Source organism: bacterium, from assembly GCA_021372775.1.
GTDB lineage: Bacteria > Acidobacteriota > Polarisedimenticolia > J045 > J045 > JAJFTU01.
This window is the reverse complement of record JAJFTU010000198.1, coordinates 1-13,437: the sequence shown is the minus strand read 5'-3', so window position 1 is coordinate 13,437 and position 13,437 is coordinate 1. Positions and strand designations below refer to the sequence as shown.

12 protein-coding genes are annotated in these 13,437 nt (G+C 73.1%); 10 read left to right on the top strand and 2 right to left on the bottom strand.

Going from position 1 to position 13,437, the window contains the following annotated elements; translation table 11 throughout:
• The first annotated feature begins 49 nt into the window (after window positions 1–49).
• From amrB to LLG88_06920, 5 genes are read left to right on the top strand one after another with little or no spacing between them, the layout of a single operon-like run.
• Window positions 50–862 carry an AmmeMemoRadiSam system protein B gene (amrB, locus tag LLG88_06940; protein ID MCE5246641.1) on the top strand — a complete coding sequence of 271 codons (813 nt, stop codon included), beginning with the start codon at window positions 50–52 and terminating at the stop codon, window positions 860–862.
• Window positions 859–3,327, top strand: a complete 2,469-nt coding sequence (gene lptD / locus LLG88_06935) for an LPS assembly protein LptD (protein ID MCE5246640.1) — start codon at window positions 859–861, stop codon at window positions 3,325–3,327. Before amrB ends, lptD begins: the two co-directional genes overlap by 4 nt.
• Entirely contained in the window at window positions 3,324–4,214 is an 891-nt protein-coding gene (locus LLG88_06930; protein ID MCE5246639.1) for an NAD(P)-dependent oxidoreductase, read from the top strand. The genes lptD and LLG88_06930 overlap by 4 nt, the downstream gene beginning before the upstream one ends.
• A gap of 20 nt (window positions 4,215–4,234) precedes the next feature.
• Entirely contained in the window at window positions 4,235–5,614 is a 1,380-nt protein-coding gene (locus LLG88_06925) for a DUF92 domain-containing protein (GenBank protein MCE5246638.1), read from the top strand.
• Window positions 5,602–6,663: a UbiA family prenyltransferase gene (locus tag LLG88_06920; GenBank protein MCE5246637.1), complete on the top strand. Its 1,062-nt coding sequence runs from the start codon at window positions 5,602–5,604 to the stop codon at window positions 6,661–6,663. Before LLG88_06925 ends, LLG88_06920 begins: the two co-directional genes overlap by 13 nt.
• A 55-nt stretch (window positions 6,664–6,718) precedes the next feature.
• Here the strand turns inward: LLG88_06920 and LLG88_06915 are convergent, their stop codons facing one another.
• Together LLG88_06915 and LLG88_06910 are read right to left on the bottom strand one after the other, a co-directional pair.
• Window positions 6,719–7,360 (bottom strand): SH3 domain-containing protein, encoded by a 642-nt coding sequence (locus LLG88_06915; protein MCE5246636.1) that lies wholly within the window; start codon window positions 7,358–7,360, stop codon window positions 6,719–6,721.
• 59 nt (window positions 7,361–7,419) lie between these two features.
• Complete coding sequence (locus LLG88_06910) at window positions 7,420–9,051, bottom strand: S41 family peptidase (protein ID MCE5246635.1); 1,632 nt, start codon at window positions 9,049–9,051, stop codon at window positions 7,420–7,422.
• Window positions 9,052–9,189: 138 nt separating this feature from the next.
• On the opposite strand from LLG88_06910, the gene tatB reads away from it, so the two are divergent.
• The 5 genes from tatB to LLG88_06885 all read left to right on the top strand — a co-directional run bounded on the left by tatB (window position 9,190) and on the right by LLG88_06885 (window position 13,425).
• The gene (gene tatB, locus LLG88_06905; GenBank protein ID MCE5246634.1) at window positions 9,190–9,612 is read left to right on the top strand and encodes a Sec-independent protein translocase protein TatB; all 423 of its coding nucleotides are present in this window, start codon (window positions 9,190–9,192) and stop codon (window positions 9,610–9,612) included.
• Window positions 9,609–10,367, top strand: a complete 759-nt coding sequence (gene tatC, locus LLG88_06900; protein ID MCE5246633.1) for a twin-arginine translocase subunit TatC — start codon at window positions 9,609–9,611, stop codon at window positions 10,365–10,367. The genes tatB and tatC overlap by 4 nt, the downstream gene beginning before the upstream one ends.
• A 15-nt stretch (window positions 10,368–10,382) precedes the next feature.
• The gene (locus tag LLG88_06895) at window positions 10,383–11,174 is read left to right on the top strand and encodes a glycosyltransferase family 2 protein (protein MCE5246632.1); all 792 of its coding nucleotides are present in this window, start codon (window positions 10,383–10,385) and stop codon (window positions 11,172–11,174) included.
• The gene (locus LLG88_06890) at window positions 11,171–11,887 is read left to right on the top strand and encodes a lipopolysaccharide kinase InaA family protein (GenBank protein MCE5246631.1); all 717 of its coding nucleotides are present in this window, start codon (window positions 11,171–11,173) and stop codon (window positions 11,885–11,887) included. Before LLG88_06895 ends, LLG88_06890 begins: the two co-directional genes overlap by 4 nt.
• Window positions 11,888–11,964: 77 nt before the next feature.
• Window positions 11,965–13,425 (top strand): PAS domain-containing protein, encoded by a 1,461-nt coding sequence (locus LLG88_06885; protein ID MCE5246630.1) that lies wholly within the window; start codon window positions 11,965–11,967, stop codon window positions 13,423–13,425.
• Window positions 13,426–13,437 lie beyond the last annotated feature (12 nt).

Below are 13,437 nucleotides of genomic sequence, written 5' to 3'. Positions count from 1 at the left end.
GATGACGGGGGGCGGCGCGCTGGCTATCCTTAGCGACTTGGGAGGTCGAATGGGCACCGTACGCATGCCCGCCGTCGCCGGCGCGTTCTACCCCGGCCGGCGCGAGGGGCTCGCCGCCGCGCTCGCGGAGTTGATTCCCGCCGCGCGCCCCGCGCGTCCCGCGCACGGCGTCCTCGTTCCGCACGCCGGCTACGTCTACAGCGGCGCGGCAGCGGGGCGCACCTTCGCCGAGGCGGCGATTCCGGCGCGGGTCGTGCTTCTCGGCCCGAACCACACCGGGCGCGGCGCGGCGCTCGCCGCGGCGCCCGAGGACGAGTGGCTGACGCCGCTCGGCAAGGTCGCGATCGCCCACGACCTTTTGGAGAAGATCGTCGCGGCAGACCCCGACGTCGTCTTCGACGGCGCGGCCCACCGCGCCGAGCACTGCCTCGAGGTCCAGGCGCCGTTCCTCCAGACGCTGCGGCCGGACGTCGCGCTGGCGCCGATCGTCGTCGGCACGAACCGGCTCGAGGCGCTCCTGCGCCTGGGGGAGGCGCTCGCGGCCGTGATCGCGAAGGAAGAGGACAAGCCGCTCGTGGTGATCTCCTCGGACATGACCCACTACAGGCCGGCCGCCTTCTGCGAGCGCCAGGACAAGCTGGCGCTCGACCGCGCCGCGGCGCTCGACGCCGAGGGGCTGCACCGGGTGGTCGAGGAACGGGACATTTCGATGTGCGGCGCGGCGCCGGCGACGGCGGCGCTGGCCGCGTTCCGGCGGCTCGGCGCCGCTTCGGGGAAGTTGGTGGTCTACACGCATTCGGGCGCCGTGACCGGCGACGACCGCGAGGTCGTCGCCTACGCCGGCATGGTCTTCCCCGCGTGACGGGCCGGCTCGTCGCCGTTTGGGGCGCGCTCGCCGCGCTCGCGGGCGCTTCGGCCGTTCTCGCGGCGCCGCCGGCCGAGCCGGCGCAGCCCGCGGCCGCGGGCGGCTCTTCCTCCGCGGCCGCCGCGCCCGCGTCCGCCGCGCCGCCGACGACCCTCGCGCTGCCGGGGATCGTCCGCGTCCGCTCCGGACGGGCCTCCGAGCAGGGGGACGAACTGCGGTTCAGCGAGTACGTGGAGATCGAGACCGGCGAGGCGAAGATCCAGGCCGACGAGGTCGTCTACCGCCGCGACCTCGGCACGGTCGAGGCGAACGGCAACGTCGTCCTCTCGTTCCCCGGCGCGCTGCTCGCCGGGCGGCGCCTGGCCTACAACCTCGGGCCGCAGACCGGGAAGATGGAGGACGTCGTCGGCTACTTCGACCAGGACAACGCGGTTCTCCGCGCCAAGACGGTCGAGCGCCTGGACAAGGACCACCTCAAGGTCGAGGACGGCGTCTTCACCACCTGCACGCAGCCGACGCCGTACTGGTCGTTCCGCCTCTCGTCGGGAATCTTCCACATCGGCCACTACGCGCACCTCAAGAACGTCGCCTTCCGCGCCGGCCAACTGCCGGTCTTCTACACGCCGTACCTCGTCTGGCCGATCAAGAGCGGCCGCGCGGCGGGGCTGCTCTTCCCCGAGTTCCGCAATTCGACGAACCTCGGAACGTCGGTCGGCGTGCCGTACTACTGGCCGTTCGCCGACAACGCGGACCTGACGCTGACCACGACCGCCTACACGAAGGTCGGCCTCGGCCTCGAGGCCCAGCTCGACTGGCTGCCGACCTGGCTCGGCAAGGCGTCCGGCGACGTGCACTACATCCACGACCAGGTGCGGGGGACGAACCGCTACCGCGTGGACTGGCGCCAGTCGCAGCCGTTCTGGAACGACTTCCAACTGACGGCGAGCATTCAGCAGGTCTCCGACTTCAACTACCTCACCGACTACGAGACGAACCTCGCCGTCGCCGCGACGCCGCAGACCGACTCGACGATCGACCTCACGAAGACGTGGGGCTGGTACTCGCTCTCGCTGCGCGCCCGCCGCTACCAGCAGTACTTCCTCGGCGGCAGCACCTACGAGGGGCGGCTCACCGGCAAGACGATCAACACAACCTTCCCGCAGCTCGAGCTGCGCGGCCGCGCGCAGCAGATCGGCAAGACGCCGTTCTACTTCTCCTTCGAGTCGTCGATCGCCGGCTTCGGCCGCGACCTCCTGGAACTGCCGACCGGCTCGACCGGCGTCTCCGACGACTCGGAGCTCGTCGAGACGGCCCACAGCCGCTGGGGCCGCGTGGACTTCGCCCCGCAGCTCACGGCGCCGCTGCTGAAGCGCGCCTGGGGCGACCTGACGTTCTCCGCCGGCTGGCGCGGCACCTACTACACCGGCCGCCCGTCGGAGACCGACTCGACGACGATCGTCTCCCGCTCGCTGTTCCGGAACCTCTGGAGCGCCGGCTTCACCTTCACCGGTCCGCGGCTGCAGCGGATCTACGACACGCCGCACTGGTCGTACTCGCCGAAGATGAAGCACGTGATCGAGCCGTTCCTGCAGTACGGCTTCCGGCCGACGCCGGGGGTGAAGGCGTCCGAGATCCCGGTCTTCGACGAGGTGGACTCGCTCCCCGGGCAGACCTCCGACCTGACCTACGGCGTCCGCCAGCGGTTCATCGCCCTGCGGCCGCAGTCGGCGGGGCGCGCGGTGGGGCTGGCCACGGCGAAGGAGACGTCGTTCCGCGGCCTCGAGGAGCAGAGCAAGGACCAGGAGCAGCAGCAGAAGAAGGCCGACGCGTCGGAGGCGAAGGAGAAGGTCGAGCTGGCCAAGACGCTGGCGCCGGTCGAGTTCGCGAGCATCGAGGTCTCGCAGAGCTACTCGTTCGTCAACGCGCTGCTGCAGAAGTACCAGATCGACCCGACGACGGGGAAGGTGCGGCGCGACGAGTCGGGGAACGCGATCGGCGACGACCGCAGCTTCTCGCCGGTGCAGGTGCGGGCGCGGCTCAACGCGACCGCCGAGGAGGTCTTCGACCTCACCGCGATCTACGACCCGGCGAACCGCAAGCTGACCGACACCAGCCTCTCCGCGCTGCTGCGCCTCTCCGCCGACCACTACGTCTCGGCCTCGTGGTACCGGCGCGTCGCGCCGGCCGAGGGGCTCTACGACGCGACGAACTACCTCCGCGCCCGCTGGGGCGCCGTCGCGCCGAACCGCCGCCTCTCGCTGGAGACCGAGTGGGACTGGAACGCCCAGGACCACAAGCTCGACCACCAGCGGTACGAGGTCCGCTGGGCGACGCAGTGCTGCTCGTTCCGCTTCGGCTTCGACCAGCGCTCGTTCGTGGACAACGACCGGCGCGAGTTCTCGCTGATCATCGACCTCTTCGGCATCGGCGAGGTCCTCAACTTCCAGCGGAGCACCCAATGACCGACGGCGAGGGGAACCTCGGCGTGCGGCCGCTGATCGTCGGCGCGGGCGGGCTCGTCGGGCGCGTCCTGACCGACCTCTGCGAAGAGCGGTTCCCGCACACCGTTTCCGCGACCAAGGCCGAGCTCGACGTCGCCGACCGCTGGCGGCTGGAGGCGGAGTTCGAGCGGCTGGCCCCGACGGTCGTCGTGAACTGCGCGGCGGTCTCCGACGTCGATCTCTGCGAGGCCGATCCGGATCTCGCGCGGCGGGTCAACGCCGAAGGGCCGGCGAACCTCGCCGCGGCCTGCCGCGCCGTCGGCGCGCGCTTCGTCCACCTCTCGACCGACTACGTCTTCGACGGCGCGAAGGGCGCCGAGTACGTCGAGGACGACCTGCCGGCGCCGCTCAACGAATACGGCCGCAGCAAGCTGGAAGGGGAGCTCGCCGCGCTGGGAACGCTCGAGGACTGCGCGGTGCTGCGCCTCTCGTTCATCGTCGGCGCGGGGCGCGAGACGCTGCTCAGCCGGCTGCTCGACCGCGCGCGGAGCGGGCCGGGGACGATCCCGGTCGTGGACGGCTGGATCAAGAAGCCGACCTACGTCGGCGAGGCGGCCGCGGCGGCCGCGGCGCTGATGGCCTCGGCGGAGACGGGGATCTGGCATTTCGCCGACGGCCCGGCGCTCTCGCGCTTCGGCTTCGCGCGGCGCGCCTTCGAACTCTGCGGCGAGGATCCGCGGCGGCTCGCGCCGCTCGACCCCGCCGAGGCGGGGCTCGACGCGGCGCGGCCGGCGGCGACGCCGCTGGCGACGGGACGCTTCGCGGCGCGCTTCTTCGCGCCGCGCCCGTGGGACGAGGCCGCGGCGGAGTACCTCGCCGCGCTGCGGCGGCGGGGGACGGCGCGTTGACGGCGGAGGGGCGGGGAACGATGAACGGCGAAGCGGCCGCCGCGACGGCCGATGACCGCCGCGCGAAGCGGGAGCTCGGGCGGCGGACGGTGCACATCGCCATGGGCGGGTTCGCCTTCCTGCTCGCCTACTTGGACTGGCGGCAGGCGGCGCTCCTCGCGCTCGCGGCGCTGCTCTTCAACCTGCTCGTCCTGCCGCGGATCGGCGGCCGCGCGCTCTTCCGCGGCGAGGCCAGCCGCGCCGGCGCCGACCGCGGGATCGTGCTCTACCCGCTGAGCGTGCTGGCGCTGATCCTGATCTTCCGGCAGCACCTGGAGGTCGTCGCCGCGGCGTGGGCGCTGCTCGCCTTCGGCGACGGACTGGCGGGGGCGTTCGGGATCGTCTTCGGCCGCCTGACCGGGCCGCTGCCTTGGAACCGCGACAAGAGCTGGGCGGGCCTCGTCGGCTTCCTGCTCGGCGGCGGGCCGATGGCCGTCGCGCTCGCCGGGTTCGTCCTCCGCGACGCCGGTCCGCTGCCGCCGTTCAGTCTCTGGGCGATCGGCGTCGTGACGGTGATCGTCGCGCTCGCCGAGACGGCGCCGCTGCGGACCGACGACAACCTCGTCGTGCCGCTGCTCGGCGGCGCGCTGCTCTACGCGGCGACGCTCGTCCAGCCGATGAACCTCGCCGCGGCAGCGCGCACGCTCTTCGCGCCGCGGCTGCCGTGGGTCGTCGGCGGGGTCGTCGTCTGCATGCTGCTCGCGCTCGCCGCGCGGGCGGTCGATCTCTCCGGCGCGGCGCACGGCTCGCTCCTCGCCCTCGGCCTCGGCGTCTTCGGCGGCTGGCGGCTCTTCGCGGCGCTGGCGATCTTCGTGCTCGTCGGCAGCGCGGCGACGCGCGTCCGGCGCCGGGAGAAGGAACGCGAGGGGACGGCGCAGGAGCGGGGCGGCCGGCGCGGGGCGCGCAACGTCTGGGCCAACGGCGGCGCGGCGCTCGTCTTCGCGTTTCTCTCCGCGACCGCCGAGCCGGCCTCGGTCTTCATGCTCGCCGCCGTGGCCGCGCTCGCCGCGGCGACCGCCGACACGCTGGCCTCGGAGATCGGCCAGGCGTTCGGCCGCCGCACGGTGCTCATCACGACCTTCCGGCCCTGCCCGCGCGGCACGGACGGCGGCGTGAGCCTCGCCGGCACGCTCGCCGCGGCCGGCGGCGCGGCGCTCTTCGCCGTCGGCGCGTTCGCCACGCGGACGACGACGGCGCGCGGCGCGCTCTTCATCGGTCTCGCGGCGTTCGCCGCGCCGATGGTCGAGAGCGTGATCGGCGCGCTCTTCGAGCGGCGCTTCCTCGACAACGAAGTTGTGAACGTCGCCAACACCCTCGTCGGCGCGCTCGGCGCGGTGGGGTTGGCGCTATGGACGATCTGACGACGATGACGACGAACGGCGGACCGGCGGACAGCGGCTCGGCCCTGCGCAACTACGTCTCCTTCACCCGGCCGTTCACGCTGCTCCCCCCGACGCTCGGCGTCGTCTCGGGCGCGGTCTGCGCCTTCGGCTCGAAGTGGAACCCCGATCCGTCGCGACGCTTCACCTGGGCGATCCTGCTGACGATCGTCTTCGGCTCGCTCTGCGCCGCGCTGCTCAACGCGGCGAGCAACGTGATCAACCAGATCTACGACCTGCCGATCGACCGCGTGAACAAGCCGGCGCGGATGCTCCCCTCGGGGCGGATCTCGCTCCGCGGCGCGTGGCGCGCGACTTGGATCCTCTACGCGCTGGCGGTCGTCCCGACCTGGTTCGTCGTGATCTACCCCGCGGGCGGCTTCCTCGAGCGGCTCGTCGCGCCGGCGGGGGAGAGCCTCTGGTCGCTCTGGCGCTGGCACGCCTCGTTCTTCGTCTTCGTCGCCGGGATGGTCTTCACCTTCGTCTACTCCGCGCCGGCGTGGGGCCGGACGAAGCGGATGCCGCTCGGCGCCAACCTGACGATCGCCGTGCCGCGCGGGATGCTGCTCAAGGTCGCCGGCTGGTGCATGGTCGGCCCGCTCCTCGCGCTCGAGCCCTGGTACCTCGGCCTCGTCTTCGCGCTCTTCCTGCTCGGCTCGGCCTCGACGAAGGACTTCTCCGACATGAGGGGGGACGCGGAAGGGGGCTGCACGACGCTGCCGATCCGCTACGGCGTGAAGCGCGCGGCGCTGCTGATGGCCCCCTCGTTCGTGCTGCCGTGGCTGCTGATTCCGCTCGGCGCCGTCGTCCCCGATCCGTTCGTCGGCGGGCGGCACACGATCCTCACCGGCAACCCGTGGGCGCTGGCGATCCTGGGGCTCGCGCTCGCGTTCTGGGGCGTCTACACCGTCTGGCTGATCCTGCGCGATCCCGAGGCGCTGGCCACGACCGAGAACCACCCGTCGTGGACCCACATGTACCTGATGATGATGACCGCCCAGATCGGGCTCGCCGTCTCCTACTTGGTCTGAGACGACGACGCCCGGCGGCGCGGGGCCGCCGGGCGCGAAGGGCGAAGCGCCGCGGTCAGAACGTGCGGCTGAAGATGTAGCTGAACGGCGTCGGCTTGCAGCGGCGGATGAGCGGCTTGAACTTGATCGTCCGCGCCTCCTGCGTCGCCTGCGCCTCGAGCCCCGCGTCCCCGGTGCCGTTCTGCAGCGTCTTCACGGCGGTCACCGCGCCGTCGGCGCCGACCGACAGCTTGAGCTGCACGACGCCGTGCGCGCTCCCCTGCTCGAACGACATCGCCGGCTTCTCGACCATCTCGGCGACCGCGCTGTCGGCGGGGCAGGGCTCTTCCTTGCGCACGAGCTTCGAGGAGATGAACCCGGCCGAGCCGTCGGGGAGGGTGATCGAATCCCAATCGCCCTTCTCCTCGACGAGCAGCAGGCGGTCTCCCTTCTTCACGCGGGTCACCGTCGGCTGGTCCGTTCCCGGTCCCTTGCGCACGTTGACCTTGCTGCCGGTCACCGTCACGTAGACCTTCGGCGGCGGCGGGGGCGGCGGCGGCGTTTCGACCGGACGCATCTCGGGGACCGGCTCCGGCGGCGGCGGGGCGGGCTGCTCGATCTTCTTCGTCTCGGCGCACCCTGCGGCCGCGAGAAGCAGGGCGATCGCCGCGGCGCCGCCGAAGCGGCGCAACGCGCGGAGCGTGGCGGTTTCGTTCATCGTGTCCCTCGGCGGGCCGGCGGATCGGACGTCCGGGCGCGCCGCATGATAGCGCGGGATCAGCGCTCGGCGGCGGCCTCGGCGCGCGCGGCGAGGGGCGCGCCCTTGCCGGGGGCCGCGGCCGCGGCGCGGCGCGCGACGAGCTTCGCCGCGTCGTCGAGCGCGGCGAGCCCCTTGACGTAGGCCGGCGAGCGCTGGATCAGCAGCCGGTCGCGCGCCGTCATCCCGCCCTCGGCGAGCGCCATCTCGGCGCGGACCTGCGCCAGCACCAGCTCGCGCGCGGCCTTGATGCCGGCGGCGCCGATCTCCGGCGTCTCCCGCGCGGCGAAGGCGAGGAAGTCGTCGAAGAGCAGGTCGTCGGCGCCTTCGTAGCGGCGGCGCGCGTCGGCCGTCAGCGGCGTGGCGAAGCGCTGGAACGCCGAGACGCGGGCGAGTTGGACGAGCGCCTCCGGCGGGTCGGGGGTCGGCGCGGAGACGTCGGGGGTGATCCCGCCGCCGCCGTAGACCTTGCGTCCGGCGTCGGTCTTGTAGGTCTGCGCGTCGGACGTCGGCTTGGGAATCGCCTCGCGCTGCACGTTCTCGAGGTAGTAGTCGTCCTCGGCCGCGTAGGGGCGCTGGATGCAGCGGCCGGACGGCGTGTAGTACTTCTGCGTCGTCAGGGCGATCGCCGTGCTCTCGGGGAGCGGGTAGACCGACTGCACGAGCCCCTTGCCGAACGACGTCTCGCCGACGACGTAGGCGCGGTCGTGGTCCTGCAGCGCGCCGGCGACGATCTCGGAGGCCGAGGCGGCGCCGCGGTCCACGAGCACGACCATCGGCCAATCGACGCGCGGCACGTCGCGCTGCCCGAAGTAGTCCTGGCGCGAGCCGGGCCGCCGGCCCTCGGTGTAGACGACCAACTCGCCGGGGCGGAGGAAGCGGCTGGCGACGCCGATCGCCTGGTCGAGCAGGCCGCCGGGGTTTCCCTGCAGGTCGAGGACGAGCTTGCGGGCGCCCTGCGACTTGAGCTGGTCGAGCGCGCGGTCGAGCTCGGACGTCGTCGTCTCGGTGAAGTTGGCGACGTGGATGTAGCCGACGCCGGGGCGGGCCATGAAGACCTGGTTCACGGCGGGGGTGCGGATCTCGTCGCGCGCGATCTTGAAGACCAGCGGCTCGGCGATCCCCGGCCGCTCGATCGTCAGCTCGACCTCGGTGCCGCGCGGGCCGCGGAGGTACTTCACCGCCTCCTGCACGGTGAGCCCGATCGTCTCGATGTCCACCTTCGCCCGGAGGTCGCGCACGTGGGCGATGACGTCGCCGGGGCGGATCCCCATCCGCGCCGCGGGGGTCTCGGCCATCGGCGCGATGACCCGCAGCGGCTGCTGCCGGCCGCGCTTGCTGATGACGATCCCGAGGCCGAAGAACGACCCGCTCTGCTCCTCCTTCATCTCGCGATAGACCTCTTCGTCGAGGAAGTTGGTGTGCGGGTCGAGCGTCTGCGTCATCCCGTGGATGCTCTGGTAGACGAGCTTCTTGGCGTCGATCGCCGGGGCGCGCCGCTCCTCCAGCGTCGCGAGGAGCTCGGTGTAGGCGGCGAGCTTCGGCGACGGCGCGGAGGAGGTCGCGGCGGCGCGGGCGCCGAGCAGGACCACGGGGAGGCCGAGCGCGAAGACCAGCGCCGGCACGAGGTAGGCTGGACGGGGCCACTTCATGGGGCGAAGTATAGGGACCGGCTCGCCGCCGCGCACCATCGATCTCCTCAAGTGCTTGAAAAGCGGCGATTTGCGGGCTTCCTCGACCGCGGTTTGCAGTTTGACCGCCGCACGGCGCGTCGCTACACTCGCGACGATATGTTCGACATCGGCGGCGAAGAGTTCCTGCTGCTCGTCGTTTTGGGGCTGTTGATCTTCGGCCCGAGGCGACTGCCGCAGATCGGACGGCAACTGGGCGGCTTCGTCGGCCAGATGCGGGCCGCGATGCGCGAATTCCAGGGGACTCTGGAGCGGGAAGTCGCGCTCGAGGAAATCAAGGGGGTCGCCAAGGATCTGCAGGGGCTGAAGGGCGACGCGCAGGGGATCGTCCGCGACGTCGCCGGGCTCTCCGCCTACGCTTCCGGCTCGCCCGACCCCGCGCCCCCGGTCGAACCGCCGGCCGTTCCCTCCGAGTCCGACGCGGTCGAGCCGCCGCCGGAGCCTTCAGCGGCCGAGCTGCCGGCCGCCGGCGTCGAGAGCGGAGACAAGCCCGCCGCGACGACACCCGAGGAGAAGCCGTGAGTTCCGCCGAAAGCGACGACGCCCGCCCGAAGGAAGAAGGGGGCGGGCCGCGGATGGGCTTCCTCGACCACCTCGAAGAGCTGCGGCGCCGCGTCTTCCGCTCGGCGCTCGCCGTCGCGCTCGGCTTCGGCGTCTCGCTCTTCTTCGCCGACCAGATCCTTCACTGGCTGCTCGACCCCGTCCAAAAGGCGGTCGGCACGCTCGCCGTCATGCGCCCCTCCGAGGGGTTCATGAACAAGATGAAGGCCGCGCTCGTCGGCGGCATCGTCGTCGGCGTGCCGGTGATCCTCTACCAGCTCTGGTCGTTCGTCTCGCCGGGGCTCTACCGCCGCGAGCGCCGCTGGATCCTGCCGGTGATCGCCTCCGGGACGGTCCTCTTCCTCGGCGGCGTCGCCTTCTGCTACTTCGTGGCCATGCCCTCGGCGATCAACTTCCTCGCCCAGCAGTCGAAGGGGTACCAGTCGGTCATCTCGCTCGACTCGGCGTTCGCCTTCTCGACGAAGCTGCTTCTCGGCATGGGCGCGGTCTTCGAGATGCCGCTGATCGTCCTCGCCCTCGCGCGTCTCGGCCTCGTCACGGCGCGCTTCCTTTGGAAGAAGTTCGACGTGGCGCTGTGGGTGATCTTCCTGATCGCCGCGATCGTCACCCCGACCCCCGACGTCATCACCTGCACGATCTTCGCCCTGCCGATGATCCTGCTCTACCTGCTCAGCATCGCCGTCGCGTGGCTCGCGCGGCCGAAGCCCGCGGCCTGACGCCGCCGAGGTTCCATGGACGCCATCGACAAAGCGCCGATCACGGCGCTGATCACGGCGCGCGACGAGGCGGAGGTTCTCGGCGCCGCCCTCGACTCCGTCGCCTTCTGCGCCGACGTGCTGCTCGTCGATTCCGGCTCGACCGACGCCACGCCGGAGATCGCGCGGGCCAAGGGGGCGCGGGTCCTCGAGCATCCGTACGAGAGCCCGGCGCGGCAGAAGAACTGGGCGCTGCCGCACTGCCGCTTCGAGTGGGTGCTGATCCTCGACGCCGACGAGATCGTCACCCCGGAGCTGGCCGAGGAGCTGCGGCGCGTCGTCGCCGCCGGCCCGAAGGCCGACGGCTACTGGATCCGCCGCGTGAACCTCTTTCTCGGCCGGCCGCTCAAGCGCGGCGACTGGGGCCGCGACACCGTGATCCGCCTCGTCGCCCGCGACCGCGCCCGCTACCAGGACCGGCTCGTCCACGAGGAGATCGACCTCGTCGGGCCGCTGCCGACGCTGCGCGCGCCGATGCTCCACGACACCTTCCGCTCCTTCGACCAGTACTGGCCGAAGGTCTTCCGTTACGCCGACCACGGCGCGCGCGACATGCTGCGCAAGGGGCGGCGCTCGGGGCCGGCGGCGATCGTCGGCCATCCGTTCTGGCGCTTCTTCCGCGCCTACGCGCTGCGGCGCGGCTTCCTCGACGGGACGCACGGCCTCGTCGCCGCGCTGCTCGACGGCTTCACGACCTACCTCAAGTACGCGCGGCTCTGGGAGCTGCGGCGCCGCGGCGCGGCGGCGGGCGCTGGAGAGGGACGATGATCGCGGCGCCTCCGGGGTTCCGCCTGCTGCGGCACGGCGCGGTCGCGGCGATCCTCGACGAGGCGATCGCGGACGGCGCCGTCGCGGCCGGGCTCGACCGGCCGTGGGAGAAGGTGCGGCCGCGTCCCGAGGGGGTCGGCACGGGGCGCGGGCCCTGCTTCGTCGCGCAGCTCGAGGACGGGACGAAGCTGTTCGTCAAGCAGTACCTGCGCGGCGGCGCGGTGCGGCTGGTCAACCACGACCGCTACTTCGGCCGCGCGCGCTTCCTGCGCGAGCTCGCCGTCGGGCGGGCCGCGCGCGCCGCGGGGCTGCCGGTCGGCGAGACGATCGGGCTCGTCCTGGTCGGTGCGCGCCCCGGCTGGCGGGCGTGGGGGATCGCGCGGTACGTCGAGGGCGCCGAGGATCTCGCGCGGCTGATCGCGAACGGCGCCGAGGCGGCGCCGCTTTGGCGGGCGGCGCTGGCGCTGCTCGCGCGCTGCCACGAGGCGGGGCTCGAGCATCCCGACATGAACCTCGGGAACCTCCTCGCGCGCCGCGGCGACGACGGCTCGCTCGAGCTCTTCGTCGTCGACCTGGACCGCGCCCGCTGGCGGGGCGCGCCGCTCGACCCGAAGAAGCGGGCCAAGGTCGTGGCCCGCCTGGAACGGTCGTACCGCAAGATCTTCGGCGCCGAACCGCCGAACGACGCAACTTCTCCGGCGGCGGGCCGATAAGGGCTTTGATGGAGCGCCGGGGGCGTCCGATGGCGGGGCGTTCGGCGGCGGTTCCGACGGAAGAGGCGGGGGCAGGCGTGGATTCGAAACCGGACTTCGAGATCGTCGTCCGCGGGCCGGCGCCGTTCCGGGACCGCGTCGCCTTGGCGGCGGCCGATCTCGGCGGGGCGGTCGCGGAAGAGCTCGGGCCGCGGTGCGTCGGCGCGCTCGTCCACGCGGACGCCGGCGGGCCGGGCGGCGGCCCCGCGGTCCTCGCCGCGCTGCGGCGCGCGGGGGCGGCGATCGCCTTCGGCGCGGCCTCGCCCCGCGCGCAGGCGGTCCACGCGGCGTTCCTCGCCGCCGGCGCGTCCGGCACGGTCCCCGCGGAGTGCGAGGACCGCGACCTCTTCATCCTTCTCGGGCGGATGCTCGCGCGGCGCGCGGCGACGGCCGCCGGCGGGGCCGCGCCCCGCGCGGCGGAAGCGACCGGCGCCGACCTGTTCCAGACGGTCGTGGACGCGCTGCCGGTTTCGCTGCACGTCGTGGACCGCGACCTGCGGATCGTCCTTTGGAACCGCGACCGCGAGACCGGGCCGCTCGGCCTGCCGCGCAAGCTCGTGCTCGGGCGCGGCCTCGCCGAGGCGCTGCGCCCCGACGACGCGGTGCTCGCCGAGTACCGCGAGGTCTTCCGCTCCGGGCGGGCGAGCGCGATCGAGGTCCGCGGCCGCGGCGACGGCGCGCCGCGCTACTACGTCGTCGAGAAGGTGCCGATGCGCCTCGGCCGCGGCGACGAGGTCACGCACGTCGTCACCTTCGCCAAGGACGTCACCGCGCAGCGGGAGATGGAACGGGCGATGGCGCAGGCGGAGAGGCTCGCCGCCGTCGGGCGCGTCGCGGCGGGCGGCGCGCAGGAGATCGAGGCGCCGCTCGAGGCGATCGCGCGGCGCGCGGAGCGGATCGGCGCGCAGCTCGCGGCGCCGCTCGGCGACGAGGCGCGCGAGGCGGCGCGGGCCGACGCGGCGTCGGTCGCCGCCGAGGCGCTGCACGTCAAGGAAATCGTGGACGGCCTGCTCCGCTTCTCGCGTCCCGCGGCCGACGAGCGGAAGCGCGTCGAGCCGACGGCGCTGCTCGACCAGGCGCGGCGGATCCTCGCGCGCCATCCCGGCACGCGGCTCGACCGGATCGAGGTCCGCGTCGCCGACGCGCCGGCGATCCACGTCGCGGAAGGGCAGACGCTGCAGGCGCTGCTCGCGCTGGCCTTCAACGCCGTCGAGGCCGCGGGGCCGCACGGCGCGGTTTCGCTCGCCGCCGAGGCGGTTCCGGACGGGACGGCGCTCGTCGTCGAGGACGACGGCCCCGGCGTTCCCGAGGAGCTGCGCGAGCGGATCTTCGAGCCGTTCTTCACGACCAAGCCGGCCGGCCGCGGCACCGGCCTCGGCCTCTCCGTCGCCTACGCCCTCGTCGAGGCGAACGGCGGCCGCATCGACGTCGGCGCCCGCCCCGGCGGCGGCGCCCGCTTCGCGATCGTCTTCCCCCCGGCCGCTCCCGGCATCGACTGAGCCGCCGGATCC

Coding starts and splice junctions, on each gene's coding strand:
- amrB (MCE5246641.1), top strand. CDS start 50: ATGGGCACCGTACGCATGCCCGCCGTCGCCGGCGCGTTCTACCCCGGC.
- LLG88_06930 (MCE5246639.1), top strand. CDS start 3,324: ATGACCGACGGCGAGGGGAACCTCGGCGTGCGGCCGCTGATCGTCGGC.
- LLG88_06925 (MCE5246638.1), top strand. CDS start 4,235: ATGAACGGCGAAGCGGCCGCCGCGACGGCCGATGACCGCCGCGCGAAG.
- LLG88_06920 (MCE5246637.1), top strand. CDS start 5,602: ATGGACGATCTGACGACGATGACGACGAACGGCGGACCGGCGGACAGC.
- LLG88_06915 (MCE5246636.1), bottom strand. CDS start 7,360: ATGAACGAAACCGCCACGCTCCGCGCGTTGCGCCGCTTCGGCGGCGCC.
- LLG88_06910 (MCE5246635.1), bottom strand. CDS start 9,051: ATGAAGTGGCCCCGTCCAGCCTACCTCGTGCCGGCGCTGGTCTTCGCG.
- tatB (MCE5246634.1), top strand. CDS start 9,190: ATGTTCGACATCGGCGGCGAAGAGTTCCTGCTGCTCGTCGTTTTGGGG.
- LLG88_06895 (MCE5246632.1), top strand. CDS start 10,383: ATGGACGCCATCGACAAAGCGCCGATCACGGCGCTGATCACGGCGCGC.
- LLG88_06890 (MCE5246631.1), top strand. CDS start 11,171: ATGATCGCGGCGCCTCCGGGGTTCCGCCTGCTGCGGCACGGCGCGGTC.